The following is a 12,264-nucleotide window of genomic DNA, read 5'->3' as shown; positions in this document are numbered from 1 at the left end:
GATGAAAGACGCCGACGCCCTCAACGCCGTCGCCTACGGACCGGAATGGTCGGCCCGCTGGGAGGCGGAGTTCGGCGACCAGCCCGACACCCAGGACGCGGCCGACTACCTCGCCGGGCTGGCCGGCGGGCGGGCCGTGCTGGAGCTCGGCGTCGGCACCGGCCGGCTCGCCCTCCCGCTGCTCGACCGCGGGCTGGCCGTGACCGGCGTGGACAACTCCCCCTGGATGCTCGAACAGCTGCGCGCCAAACCGCGCGGCGACGAGATCGATCTCGTGGAGGGAGACTTCGCCGACGTGAAGGTCGAGGGCGAGTTCGGCCTGGCCTTCATCTCCCGTTTCGCGCTGTCGGCCCTGACCACGCAGGACCTTCAGGTGCGCTGCTTCGAGAACGTGGCGGCGCACCTGGCGCCCGGCGGCTTCTTCGTCGTCGAGCTGATGGCGCCGGCGAGCGGCGTCCTGGAGAACGGCAGGGCCTGGACCTCCGGCGTCAAGCCGGACGCGGTCTCGCTGTTCGTCTCGGCCGCCGACCACGTGACGCAGGAGATGCGGACCTGCCACATCAGGCTCAGCGAGACGGAAGGGGTCCAGCTGCGCCCCGGCGCGGTCCGCTACGTCTGGCCGTCCGAGCTCGACCTGATGGCCCGCATCGCCGGCCTGCGACGGCACGAGCGCTGGTCGAGCTGGGACAAGGCGCCCTTCACGGCCGCCTCGACCCGTAACATCTCGGCGTACCGGAAAGCGTGACCGGCCGTGACCTCCCTTCCCATCACCTCGCCAGGATCGTGGGTCTTCTCGGGCGACGTGCCCGCGGTGTTCGTCGATCACGCCCGTCACTCCGTACCGCTCTACGACGCCGGGCACGATCTCGTCTGCGATCTGTCCACGTGTTTCCTCGGCGGCGATCAGCCCCGGGTCGGCTACGAGCTCGGCTCGGCCACCGGCCAGCTCCTGCGCCGGCTGGCCACCCACGGGCCGGCCAACGGCGCCACCCACTGGATCGGGGTCGACCGCGAGGCCGCGATGGTCGAGGCCGCCCGCGAGCACTGCGCCGGTCTCGGCAACGTCGAGGTCGTGGCGGGCGACCTCACCGAGATCGCCTTCCAGCAGTGTGACTTCGTGGTCGCGTACCTGACCATGCACTTCCTGCCGCCGGGGCTGCGGCGGCAGGTGCTGCGCCGGATCTGCCAGGCGCTGCGTCCCGGCGGGGCCTTCTTCATGTTCGACAAGGTCCTGGCGCCCGGCGCCCGGCTCGAGGATCTGATCACGACGCTGCACTACCGGTTCAAGCGCAACGCCGGCCTGAGCCCGGAGGAGATCCTCGACAAGAAGGAGAGCCTGCTCGGCGTGCTGCAGCCGGTCTCCACCGACGACAACCTCGCCGTCTTCGAGGAAGCCGGCTTCACCAGCTACGGAACGATCCTGAAATATCTCGCCTTCGAGGGCTTCATCGCGATCAAGTAGCCGCGCGACTCTCTCGGGTGCCAGGCGTTGGACTTGACTCCGGTGACGCTTCCCAGGACACTCCCGGAAATGAGAATCATTCCCGACAGGCCGCGGCCGAGTACGGCGGATCGGCCGGCCCTGGGGAGTGGCCGGCCGCGGGAGCCCGGGTTCCGGCTGCCGTGGGCGTTCATCGTCCTCGTGGCCCTGCTGGTGGCGGGACGGTTCCTGCTCGCGCCGCACCTGACGCATCCCGCGCTGCAAACCTGGGCGACCGTGTTCGTGGCGGTGTGCGTGCAGGCGCTGCCGTTCCTGGTGCTGGGCGTGGCGCTGTCGGCGGCCATCACCGCGTTCGTGCCCGCCTCGTTCTGGACGAGGGCGCTGCCCCGGCGGACCTCCGCGGCGGTCCCGGTGGCGGGTCTGGCGGGGGCGGTGCTGCCCGGCTGCGAGTGCGCGTCGGTGCCGGTGGCCTCCGGGCTGATGGCGCGCGGCGTGGCGCCGCCGGCGGCGCTGGCGTTCCTGCTGGCCTCCCCGGCGATCAACCCGGTGGTGCTGGTGTCCACCGCGGTGGCCTTTCCCGGCGACCCGTCGATGGTGGTGGCCAGGTTCGCCGCCTCGCTGGCGGTGGCCGTGCTGGCCGGCTGGATCTGGGCCCGGTTCGGGCGCGCCGCGTGGCTGCCGGCGCCCCGCCGCAGCGCGGGAACCCGCGCGGGCAGGGGGAGCGTCTTCGTGGACGCGATGCGTCATGACCTGCTGCACTCCGGCGGGTTCCTGGTGGTCGGCGCGCTGGCCGCGGCGACGCTGAACGTGGTGATCCCGCGTGACTGGCTGACCGCGGTGGCCGGGGTGCCCGTCGTGTCCGTGCTGGTACTGGCGTTCCTGGCCGTGCTGCTGTCGATCTGTTCCGAGGCCGACGCGTTCGTGGCGGCGTCGTTCACCGCGTTCTCCCCCACCGCCAAGCTGGCGTTCCTGGTGGTCGGGCCGATGGTGGACCTGAAGCTCATCGCCCTGCAGGCGGGCACCTTCGGCCGGGCCTTCACCGCGCGGTTCGCGCCGCTCACGCTGGTCCTCGCGATAGGGATCAGCTTCGTCGCCGGCTGGGCGCTGCCGTGAGCCGTCAGGCGCAGGGCGCCGTGCTGCTGATCCTGGGCGCGACGGTGCTGAGCGTCTCGGCGTTCTCCACGACGTACCTCAACTACGTCAGGCCGGGGTTCCGGCCGCCGCTCGTGGCGGCCGGAACGGTGCTGGTGCTGCTCGGCCTGCTGTCCGTCGTCGCCGACGTGCTGGACCGGCCCGGTGGCGCCCACGGAACGCGCGTGGCGTGGCTGCTGGCCGTGCCGGCGTTCGTCATCGTGCTGATCGCTCCGCCCGCGCTCGGCGCCTTCGCGGCCCGGCGCGACGACGGTCCGCCGGCGCCCGTCCGGGCGGAGGGCTATCGCGCGCTGGCGGGAGGCGAGGTGACGGAGCTGACGCTGGGCGAGTTCATCGGGCGCGCGTACGCCCGGCCGGGGCCCTCGCTCGCCGGCCGGAAGGTCCGGTTGGTCGGTTTCGCCGTACGGGCCGGGGACGGCGGGGGCTGGTATCTGACCCGGATGCGGATCGGCTGCTGCGCCGCCGACGCGCTCGCCCTGGAGGTCGCCGTCCAGAGGGCGGCCGCCCCGCCGGAGGACGCGTGGGTGGCGGTCACGGGCACGTGGGTTCCGTGGCCGGACGGGGTGCCGGACGACTACGTGGTTCCGGCCCTGGCCGCGACCGCCGTGACCGCCGTCGGACGGCCGGCGGAGCCGTACGAGTAGGGGTGTGCCACTGCGCGTGTCCGGTCCGTTCACGTCGAGGAGTGGAGGAACTCCTCCGTCGGGTTGATGAGCTCGCGGGTGACGGGATGGGACGGGGTGCGGAGCACTTGATCCGCTGGGCCGTGCTCGATCAGGCGGCCCTCGTGAACGACCGCGATCCGGTCGGCGAGCCGCGCGGCCATGGGCAGGTCGTGGCTGATGACGATCAGGGTCACGTCGAGATCGGTGAGCAGGCCGAGGACCTCCGCCTCGGTGACGGGATCGAGCCCGGAGGTGATCTCGTCACAGATCAGCACGTCCGGATGGGCGAGCAGGGCGCGGGCCAGGGCGGCGCGCTGCGACTCGCCCCCTGACAGCCGCTCCGGGAGGCGCCGTGCGATCTCGTGGCTCAGCCCGAGCGAGGCCATGGTCGCGAAGGCGTCCTCGCGCGCGGCGGGCGCGGTCGATCCGCGCAGCCGTACCGCGGTCCTGGCGACCTGTTCCACCACGGCCCGCCGAGGGTCGAACGAGGCGCGGGCGTCTTGGGGGACGTACTGCAGCCGCGCCAGGTCGGCGCGGCTACGGCGGCCGGAGGGCGGCAGCGGGCGGCCGTCCAGACGTACGCTCCCGGAGGTCCAGGCACGCAGCCCGGCGACACAGCGGGCGAGCGTCGTCTTCCCGCTGCCGGAGCGGCCGACGACGGCCAGCCGTTCGCCGCGGGCGACGTCGAGGTTCACCCCACGCAGGACCTCCGTTCCGAGATCGGCGATGGTCAGGATCGGGTGCGGTTGCATGCGGGTCCCGGCCACGTGGGGTCGCGCGCTGACCAGCGCCTTGGCGTACTCACTGCGTGGCGTGTCCAGCACCGCGGGCCCGGACTCCACGACCCGCCCGTCCTTGAGCACGACGACCTGGTCGGCCAGCTCCCGCACCAGGTCGAGGTCATGGCTGAGCAGGACGACGGCGACATTGAGTGAGACGAGCTCGGCGGCCACCTCGGCCCGGGTGATGGCGTCCTGACCGGTGGTGGGTTCGTCGGCGACGATGACGGACGGGCCGGCCAGCAGCGTGTGCGCCAGGACGAGCCGCTGCTGCTGCCCGCCTGACAGCTGGTGCGGAAAGCGGCGCAGAAAGCTTCGCTCCTCGGGGAGGCGGGCCTTGCGCAGGGCGTCGGGGACGCTCGTGCCGTGCCGCGCCGCGATCTGGCGGAGCACCGCGCCGATCCGCAGCACCGGGTTGAGCACGGCGGAAGGGTGCTGCGGGATGAAGCCGACGGTCCCGGGCGCCGGGGGTCGCCCGGGTGTGACCTGATGGCCGGCCACGGCGATCCGGCCGGTGACCCGGGCACCGGCCGGGTGCTCGCCGAGCAGCGCGAGCGCGGTGGTCGTCTTGCCGCTCCCCGAAGCGCCGACCAAGGCCAGCGTCCGGGCGGCGGGCAGGGTGAAGCTGACTTCGTCCACCAGGATCCGGCTGGGGACGGAGACCGTCAGCCGGTCAACTTCGATCATGATCTGCCTTCTTCGACAGGCGGTCCAGGGTGAGGTTCAGCCCGACCGCCAGCATGACGATCAGCAGTGCGGGGGCGAGGACCGCCCACGCGTTGAGGAAGAGGCCGCCGCGGTTGCGGTCGACCATGACCGCCCAGTCGGCGGCGTCCGGCGGCACCCCGACACCGAGGAAGCTCACGGCGGCGATGAGGTACAACGATCCGGTCAGCCGGGTACCGGCGTCGGTGGCGAGCACGCGGGCCATGGCGGGCGCGACGAACCCGGTGGCGATCCGCCACCGGTTCTCGCCCTGCATCCGCATGGCCTCCACGGCCGGCCGGGAGCCGATCTCCAGCGCGCAGGAGCGGACCAGGCGGGCGATGTCGGGCAGATGGATCAGCATGACGATCCAGACGAGCGCTCCGCCGGGAGCAAGCGTCGCCACCACCAGGAGCAGCAACAGCGACGGCACCGCCATGAGGACGTCGAGCGGGCGCATCAGGGCCTCGTCGACCATCCGGGGCGTCGTCGCCGCGGCCAGGCCCCAAGCGGTGCCCAGCAGGTAGGCGCCGCCAGTGGCGAGCACGGCCGTCAGCACCAGACCCTGTCCGCCCATGAGCACCTGGTGCCACACGTCGCGGCCGACGAAGTCGGTGCCGAGCGGGCCCGAATCGGCGAACGGCGCACCGCGGCCGAGGTCGCCGGGAACGAGCCACGGCCCCACGAGGGCGATGGACAGGGGCACGCCGAGCAGCAGAAACCTCATGCGCGTGGGGCCAATCGGAAGGCGGCGACGTCGGCGAGCAGGTTGACCAGGACGGTCGTGGCGGCGAACAGCAGCGCGAGTCCTTGCAGGACCGGGAGGTCCCGATGGCCGACCGCGTCGGCCAGGGTGCCGCCCAGCCCGGGGATGACGAAAACGGCCTCCACCACGATGACGCCGCCGAGCAGCCAGTCGACGGTCCTGGTCAGGTGCTGCACGGCCGGCGCGAGCGCGTTGGGCAGCGCGTGCGCGAACCAGTTGAGGTCCAGACGCCGGGCGTGTCTCACGTACGGGGACGCCAGCACGTCGATCATCGTGGAGCGGACCAACCGCCCGGTGGAGCAGACGGGACGGACCAGCAGCACCGTCACGGGCAGCACCAGAGCCGCGGCGGTGAGGCCGCCGAGCCCGGTCGGCGGCAGCCACGCCAGCGTCACGCCGAAGATCGTCACCAGGACGATGGCCAGCGCGAACTCCGGAACCGCGTAGAGCGCGGTGCTCGCCGCGGTCAGCGCCCGGTCGAGCCGGCTCCCTTCCCGCAGCGCGGCGGCCACTCCGAGCAGGATCGACAGCGGCACCAGCAGGAGCACGGTGAGCCCGGCCAGCACGGCGGTGGGAGCCAGCGCGTCCAGCACGATCTCGGCGACCGGGCGGCCGGAGACGAGTGACGCGCCGAAGTCGCCGCGCGTCAGGCCGGCGGCCCAGGCGGCGAAGCGCTCGGCGAAGGGGCGGTTCAGGCCGAGCTCGGCGCGGATCCGCTCGATCCGCGCCGGGTCCGGCTGGTCACCGGCCAGCGTCACCGCGGCGTCGCCCGGCAGTGCCTCTGCCATCACGAACATCAGGCAGGCGACGCCGGCGATCTGCGGGACGCCCACGGCGAGCCGGCGGGCGGCGTAGCGGGTCAGGTTCAAGCCAGCTTCACCTTGTCGAACCGGGCCCAGTCCAGGGTGTTCGCGGGCGCCGCCCGCACGCCGCTCAGCTTCGGCGACGTCGCGACGATCCAGTCGGCGAATCCCCACACCAGCAGCCCGCCCTCGGCGTGCAGCATCTGCTGGAGCTTCAGGTAGGCGCTCTCCCGGTCCGCGGCGTCGCGCGCCGAGACGGCCGTCTCGTAGAGTTCGTCGAACTCGGGCCGCGCCCACTTCGTGGTGTTGGTCGTCGAGGTGGACAGGAGCCTCTGCGCGATGTGCGTCTCGATCGGCATGGCACCGGAGCGGAAGCTGGCGATGGATCCCTGGGTGAGGATGTCCGCCCAGTAGGTGTCCTTGCTGCCGTTGCGGATCTCGGCCTTCAGCCCGGCGGCGCGCAACTGCTCGGCGAAGACGGTGGCGGCCTCGACGAAGCCGGCCGCGGCTGTCGACGTGGTCAGCTCGACGGTGAGTCCTTCGGCTCCCGCCTTCCTGATCAACGCCTTGGCCTTGTCGAGGTCGAGCGTGCGCTGCGGGATGTCGGAGGCGTAATGCAGGTAGCCCTTGCCGAACAGGTCGTTGCCGATCTGCCCGGCTCCGGGCATGACGGTGTCGACGAGTTGCCGCCGGTCGGTGAGCAGGAACAGGGCCTCGCGCAGATCCTTGTCGTCGAACGGGGCGCGGTCCACCTTCATGGCGAAGGCCTGCATCGCGCTGTTGGGGGCGCGGACGATCGTGACGCGGCCCTCGTGCTGCCGGGCGGTGGCGGGGGTGAGGTCGTGCGCGTACTCGACCTGCCCGCCCAGGAGCGCGTTGACCCGGGCGGACTCCTCGTTGGCGATGAGGAACTCCAGTTCCTCGATGTACGGCGCGCCCTCCCAGTAGTCCGGGTTGCGCTTGAGCAGCACGGAACGGCCCGGTTGCCAGGACACGAAGGAGAACGGGCCCGAGCCGACCGGCTTGCTGAAGTCCGTGGCCCCCTCCGGGACGATGGAGGTGCCGAACGCCGCCAGCACGTTGGGCAGCTCGGCGAACGGCCGCCTGAGGCGGAACTCGACCGTGAGGTCGTCGACGGCCCGGCTGTTGGGCAGGTCGATGAGCGCGAGACTGGACTCGGCGCGGAACGTCCTGCCCGGATCCGCGATCCTGGCGTAGCTGGCCAGGACGTCCTGGGCCCGCACCGGCCGCCCGTCGTGAAACAGCGCCTGCCGCAGGGTGATGCGCCAGACGGTGAAGTCGGCGTTCGGCTCCCACTTCTCGGCCAGGCGGGGCTGCGGCGAGACGTCCGGGCCGAGGTCGGCGAGCTTGTCGTAGAGGGCCTTGGCGCGGGCGGCCTCGATGAACAGATTGGCCAGGTGCGGGTCCAGCACCTCCGTGGCGCCACCGCCGGCGAACGCGGCGCGCAGCCTCCCCCCGGAGCCGCCGGAGGAGGTGGTGGCGGTGCCGCATCCGGCGAGCAGGGCGGCACCGGCGGTCAGGCCGAGAAAGCCGCGGCGGGTGGGGTGGTCATGCATGGTGAGAGTCCTTTGCGAGCACGGGTGACAGGGGTCGGCCGGCGGGCAGGGCGAGCCGTCGCGCGGTTTCGTTCGGGGTCGTGGCGGGTCGTGGGTGCGGGTGTTCACGCCGGTGCCGCCGTACGCCGCTCCTGGACCAGCACGAGCGTCGCGCAGGCCAGCCCGATGACGGCGCACACCGCGGCCCCGGCCGTGCCCACCCAGCCGATCAGCGCGGTGCTCGCGGCGGCCACCACCCCGGAGACCAGGTAGAACATGCCGAAGTAGGTGCCGGTCAGCGACTCGCCGCCGAACCGGCTGATCCGCTCGTACACGAACGGCTGCGCCATCATCACGCCGAAGGCCAGGGCCAGGACCGCCACCAGCACCGGGAGGAGTCCCGGCAGCGCGGCGGGCGCGAGAAACCCGGCGCCCATCACGGCCAGTCCCAGCGCCATCGCGCGGCCGGGGCTCGTCGCCGCCTCAAGGCGCTTGGTGATCCGGACTTGGAAGAGGAGGGTCGCCACGGTGGACACCAGGAACAGCAGGGCCACCGAGCTCGGCATGCCGGTCGCCTGCTCGGCGGCCAGTGGCAGCACCAGGTAGAGCTGGTTCTGCAGCGCGAACATGCCGCTGAGGGCCAAGGTGAAGGCGAGGAAACGCCGGTCGGTCAGGCAGCGCCGCCAGTCGCCCAGCACCGAGGCGCCGCTGGGAGGCACTTCGCGCGCGGGCAGGACGAGTGTCTGCGCGAGGGTCAGCACCGCGAATATCGCCGCGGCGGTGAGGGCTGCGGCCCGGAAGTCCACCAGCAGCAGCACGCCGCCCAGCAGCGGCCCGCACAACGCGCCCGCCTGGGCGAACACGTTGAACAGCGCGAAGGTCTTGGCCCCGCCGGGAGCATCGGCCGCGATGTACGCGCGAACGGCCGGGTTGAACAGGGCGCCGGCCAGCCCGCTGAGTACGGCGGCCGCCAGCAGCAGCGGCACCGTGACCCCGAACGCGAACAGAGCGAATCCGACGGCGCGCAGCGCGCATCCGGCGATGATCACCCGGCGGGCCCCGAGGCGGTCGGCGGCCGAACCTCCGACGAGGAACAGCCCTTGCTGGCTGAGGTTACGCACCCCCAGGACGACACCCGTCGCCGCGACGGACAAGCCCAGGTCTTGGGTGAGGTGGCCGGCGAGGTAAGGAACCAGCAGGTAGAAGCCGGTGTTGACGCCGAACTGGTTGACCAGCAGCAGCCGCACGGCCCAGGAGAGCTCCCTCACGCCGTCCCCGCCCTGAACGCGGGCCCACTGATCCGGAACGCGCCGTCGCGGCGCTCCGAGACGTGGCGCTCCGGGTCGCGGCCGGGGCACGGCGGCAGCGTGCTCACCACCCGTGCCTTCTGATCACCAACGGATGACATGTCACTTCCTTCATCGGTGATGACAATGGTTATCATTTGCCACATAAGCCATGCAAACGCGACTTCCTTGGAGAGGCCAGGCGAATAGGGTTGTGCCGGTGAATCGGGTCGCGCAGAACCTGCTGCTCCTCCTGCTCGGCGGGGCACTGTTGCGGATCTCCGCCTTCTCCGCGGACTTCGCCAACTACGTCAAGCCGGGATTCCGGCCGCTCGTGGTGGCTGCGGGCGTGGTGCTGGTCGTCCTGGCCGCGGCCGGCCTGGCTCTGGACCGCCGGCGGAGCAGGAGTGCGGCGCGCGAGAGGGAGGCTCATCGCGTTCGCGCGGCGGAGGAGGCTCATCTGGCGGCGCTGGTCGGCCGCGACCCGGTCGTACCCATGCCCGTGCCCGTGTACGAGCATGAGCATGAGCACGTGGCGGGGCACCGGGTGGCGTGGCTGCTGGCGGCGCCGCTCGCGGTGATCTTCCTGGTCGCTCCCCCCGCCCTCGGCTCGTACGCCGTCCGGCGGGCCGAGCCGGCTCCCCATCCGCCTCCGCCCACGCTCGTCGAGGCCCGCTCCATCGTGCTGAAGGACGGCCGGGTGAACACGCTGAGCATGATCGAGTTCGCCAACCTGGCCCTGGACTCCAGCGGATCCCTGCGCGGCAGGACCGTCCGGCTGACCGGTTTCGTCGTGCCGTCCGAGCGGGACCACGGGTGGTATTTGACGCGCATGCGGATCGGCTGCTGCGCCGCCGACGCCCTCACGATGCAGATCCTGGTGAAAGGCGTCCCCGCGCCCGCGACTGACGCGTGGGTACGGGTCACCGGCACCTGGATCCCACGGAGATCCCGGGACACGGACGTCTACGCCCCACCCGAGATGACCGCTTCCCGGGTGGAGCGAACGGACGTACCGGACGAACCGTACGAATGAGCCTGGCTGAGCGATCAGGTGCCGCGGGAGGTTTTGCGCTTGGGCACGGCCACGGCTACCAGCTCGCCTTCGTGATGCCGGGCAGCTCACCGCGATGCGCCATCTCCCTGAAGCGCACCCGCGACAGCCCGAACTTGGTCAGATGCCCGCGGGGACGGCCGTCGACGGAGTCGCGGTTGCGCACGCGGGTGGCGCTGGCGTCACGCGGCTGGCGGGCCAGCTCGCGCACGGCGTCCGCACGCTCCTGGGGTGCGCCGGTGCGGATGATCTCCTTAAGCTCGGCGCGCCGTCCGGCGTGACGGGCGACGACGGCCTTGCGCCGCTCGTTGGCGGCGATCTTGCTCTTCTTCGCCATCAGATCCGCTCTCCCCTGGCGCGGATCCGCGCGACGGCCGCCTCGACGCCGATCTTGTCGACCGTTCTGATCGCGCGGGCGCTGAGCGTGAGCCGGACGAAGCGATCCTCACTGGGCAGCCAGTAGCGGCGCTGCTGGATGTTGGGGTTCCAGCGGCGGCGGGTGCGGCGGTGAGAGTGGGAGACGTTGTTGCCGAACACCGGCTTGACGCCGGTGAGCTGACAGACCTTCATCGCTCCTCCCTGAACAGGACGTGCCGGCGGAGGGTCGGGTCGTACTTGCGGAGGGTGAGCCGGTCGGGGTCGTTGCGCCGGTTCTTGGTCGTCACGTACGTGTAGCCGGTGCCGGCCGTGGACTTGAGTTTGATCACGGGTCGCACCTCATTCCTTGCCAAAGCGGTTCCTTTCGGCGTGCGATACTGTGCCAGCATAACGACAATGATTTTCATTCCACCACTGGGAGGCTAGATGTCCACCCCTGTCGTCCTCGTCGCCGGTCTGCATCGCGCGGCCCGCACCGCCGCCGTCGACGCATTGCTCGCCCGCCGTCCCGGCTCCGTCGCCGTCCACCACGATCTCGCCGAGGTCACCCGTGGCCGCGTACGGCGCATCGTCCGCGACGGCGGGCGCGTGCTGGAGACGGCCGACGTACGTCTCGCCCACGGCTGCGTGAGCTGCACCGTCCGCGAGGACCTGCTCCCCCGGCTCGTTCTGCTGGCGCCCGGCGCGTCCCTGCTGATCGTGGACCTGTGGGACGCGGTCGAGCCGCGCTCGGTCGCCGAGGCGATCGGCGGCGCCGAAGTGCGGGAGGTCCTGCGGCTCACCGCCGTGCTCACCGCGCTGGACGCCGGCGACCTGCCCGGCGACCTCACCCGCGGTGAACGCCTGCGCGAGCTCGGCCGGCCCGCGGCCGCTAGTGACCGGCGCTACCTGGCCGAGGTGCTTTCCAGGCAAGTCGAGTACGCCACCGGCCTGGTCCTGCACGGCGGGGACGAGGACGACCACGAGCTGTCGCTGCGGGTGCTCACCCACCTCGCCCCGCTCACCCCGGTGCACGGCGTGGCCGGCCTGCCGACGGTCACCGGCCCGGCCCTGCGCCCTGCCGAGCTGGCCGAACGCGTGGACCCCGCCACGGCCCGCCTGCCCGCCGACGCCACGACCGAGGAGATCGTCACGACGGTCTGGCGCAGCCGCCGCCCGCTGCATCCCGGCCGCCTCTTCGAGGCCGTGGACGAGCTGGTCACCGCGTCCGTACGCTCCCGTGGCCGGTTCTGGCTGGCCACCCGCCCCGGGCAGCTCCTCGCGTGGGACGCCGTCGCCGGCATCGTCTCGGTCGAGGACGCCGGCCCCTGGCTGGCCGCCCTGCCCGAGGCCGCCTGGGACCTCGTCTCCCCCGCCCGCCGCGCGGCGGCCGCCCTCGACTGGGATCCCGAGCACGGTGACCGGGTCCAGCACCTGGTCTTCACCGGCCCCGACCTCGACGTCGAGCGTCTGCACGACCTGCTCGACTCCTGCCTGCTGGCCGACGGCGAAAGCCCTGGCCACGACGACCCGTTCGCTCCCATCCTTGACCTCAAGCAGATCGCGTGAAGCCCCGGCGCATGACCGAGCGCCCACCTCCGGTCTTCTGCCGGGGGTGGGCGTGGGGGCGTTCGTACTACTTGAGCCAGGGGGTGCGCTGGACGATGGGGAGGTTGCCGAGGCCGAGGGTGGTGCCGGCG

General features: G+C 72.2%; 15 protein-coding genes. 6 read left to right on the top strand and 9 right to left on the bottom strand.

The annotated features are described in order from the left end of the window. The first annotated feature begins 1 nt into the window (after position 1). The 4 genes from AB0C28_RS50305 (at position 2) to AB0C28_RS50290 (ending at position 3,237) form a co-directional block, all read left to right on the top strand. Positions 2–745 carry a class I SAM-dependent methyltransferase gene (locus AB0C28_RS50305; protein WP_358083708.1) on the top strand — a complete coding sequence of 248 codons (744 nt, stop codon included), beginning with the start codon at positions 2–4 and terminating at the stop codon, positions 743–745. Between the two features lie 6 nt (positions 746–751). Further along, positions 752–1,462: a methyltransferase domain-containing protein gene (locus AB0C28_RS50300; protein WP_357857198.1), complete on the top strand. Its 711-nt coding sequence runs from the start codon at positions 752–754 to the stop codon at positions 1,460–1,462. A 69-nt stretch (positions 1,463–1,531) separates the two neighbouring features. Next, positions 1,532–2,554, top strand: coding sequence for a permease (locus tag AB0C28_RS50295; RefSeq protein WP_358083706.1), 1,023 nt, complete (start codon positions 1,532–1,534; stop codon positions 2,552–2,554). Beyond that, entirely contained in the window at positions 2,551–3,237 is a 687-nt protein-coding gene (locus AB0C28_RS50290; protein ID WP_357857189.1) for a TIGR03943 family protein, read from the top strand. The genes AB0C28_RS50295 and AB0C28_RS50290 overlap by 4 nt, the downstream gene beginning before the upstream one ends. A 29-nt stretch (positions 3,238–3,266) precedes the next feature. On the opposite strand, the gene AB0C28_RS50285 is transcribed toward AB0C28_RS50290, so the two are convergent. The 6 genes from AB0C28_RS50285 to AB0C28_RS50260 all read right to left on the bottom strand — a co-directional run bounded on the left by AB0C28_RS50285 (position 3,267) and on the right by AB0C28_RS50260 (position 9,275). Then, complete coding sequence (locus tag AB0C28_RS50285) at positions 3,267–4,724, bottom strand: ATP-binding cassette domain-containing protein (protein ID WP_358083703.1); 1,458 nt, start codon at positions 4,722–4,724, stop codon at positions 3,267–3,269. Next, positions 4,711–5,469 carry an ABC transporter permease subunit gene (locus AB0C28_RS50280; protein WP_358083700.1) on the bottom strand — a complete coding sequence of 253 codons (759 nt, stop codon included), beginning with the start codon at positions 5,467–5,469 and terminating at the stop codon, positions 4,711–4,713. Before AB0C28_RS50280 ends, AB0C28_RS50285 begins: the two co-directional genes overlap by 14 nt. Beyond that, on the bottom strand, positions 5,466–6,377 hold the full coding sequence (locus AB0C28_RS50275; RefSeq protein ID WP_358083697.1) for an ABC transporter permease: 912 nt from the start codon (positions 6,375–6,377) through the stop codon (positions 5,466–5,468). The genes AB0C28_RS50280 and AB0C28_RS50275 overlap by 4 nt, the downstream gene beginning before the upstream one ends. Next, positions 6,374–7,888 carry an ABC transporter substrate-binding protein gene (locus AB0C28_RS50270; RefSeq protein ID WP_358083694.1) on the bottom strand — a complete coding sequence of 505 codons (1,515 nt, stop codon included), beginning with the start codon at positions 7,886–7,888 and terminating at the stop codon, positions 6,374–6,376. Before AB0C28_RS50270 ends, AB0C28_RS50275 begins: the two co-directional genes overlap by 4 nt. A gap of 104 nt (positions 7,889–7,992) precedes the next feature. Next, a complete protein-coding gene (locus AB0C28_RS50265; RefSeq protein WP_358083691.1) occupies positions 7,993–9,135 on the bottom strand; it encodes an MFS transporter in 1,143 nt (380 codons plus the stop codon). After that, complete coding sequence (locus AB0C28_RS50260; RefSeq protein ID WP_357857171.1) at positions 9,132–9,275, bottom strand: hypothetical protein; 144 nt, start codon at positions 9,273–9,275, stop codon at positions 9,132–9,134. Before AB0C28_RS50260 ends, AB0C28_RS50265 begins: the two co-directional genes overlap by 4 nt. Before the next feature lie 98 nt (positions 9,276–9,373). Here AB0C28_RS50260 and AB0C28_RS50255 point away from each other — a divergent pair, with 98 nt between their 5' ends. Next, entirely contained in the window at positions 9,374–10,189 is an 816-nt protein-coding gene (locus AB0C28_RS50255) for a TIGR03943 family protein (protein ID WP_358083687.1), read from the top strand. 55 nt (positions 10,190–10,244) lie between these two features. Here the strand turns inward: AB0C28_RS50255 and rpsN are convergent, their stop codons facing one another. The 3 genes from rpsN to rpmG are packed head-to-tail and all read right to left on the bottom strand — an operon-like array spanning position 10,245 to position 10,938. Further along, the gene (rpsN, locus tag AB0C28_RS50250; protein WP_358083684.1) at positions 10,245–10,544 is read right to left on the bottom strand and encodes a 30S ribosomal protein S14; all 300 of its coding nucleotides are present in this window, start codon (positions 10,542–10,544) and stop codon (positions 10,245–10,247) included. Then, positions 10,544–10,777: a 50S ribosomal protein L28 gene (gene rpmB / locus AB0C28_RS50245; RefSeq protein WP_357857163.1), complete on the bottom strand. Its 234-nt coding sequence runs from the start codon at positions 10,775–10,777 to the stop codon at positions 10,544–10,546. The genes rpsN and rpmB overlap by 1 nt, the downstream gene beginning before the upstream one ends. Next, positions 10,774–10,938: a 50S ribosomal protein L33 gene (gene rpmG, locus AB0C28_RS50240; protein ID WP_357857160.1), complete on the bottom strand. Its 165-nt coding sequence runs from the start codon at positions 10,936–10,938 to the stop codon at positions 10,774–10,776. The genes rpmB and rpmG overlap by 4 nt, the downstream gene beginning before the upstream one ends. 73 nt (positions 10,939–11,011) lie before the next feature. On the opposite strand from rpmG, the gene AB0C28_RS50235 reads away from it, so the two are divergent. Continuing rightward, positions 11,012–12,133 (top strand): GTP-binding protein, encoded by a 1,122-nt coding sequence (locus tag AB0C28_RS50235; protein ID WP_358083681.1) that lies wholly within the window; start codon positions 11,012–11,014, stop codon positions 12,131–12,133. The last annotated feature ends 131 nt before the right edge of the window (positions 12,134–12,264 follow it).

It is taken from the genome of Nonomuraea sp. NPDC048892 (assembly GCF_040649735.1).
GTDB classification, from domain to species: Bacteria; Actinomycetota; Actinomycetes; order Streptosporangiales; family Streptosporangiaceae; genus Nonomuraea; species Nonomuraea maheshkhaliensis.
Note: the sequence above shows the minus strand (reverse complement) of the source record. Positions and strands in the feature narration are given on the sequence as shown.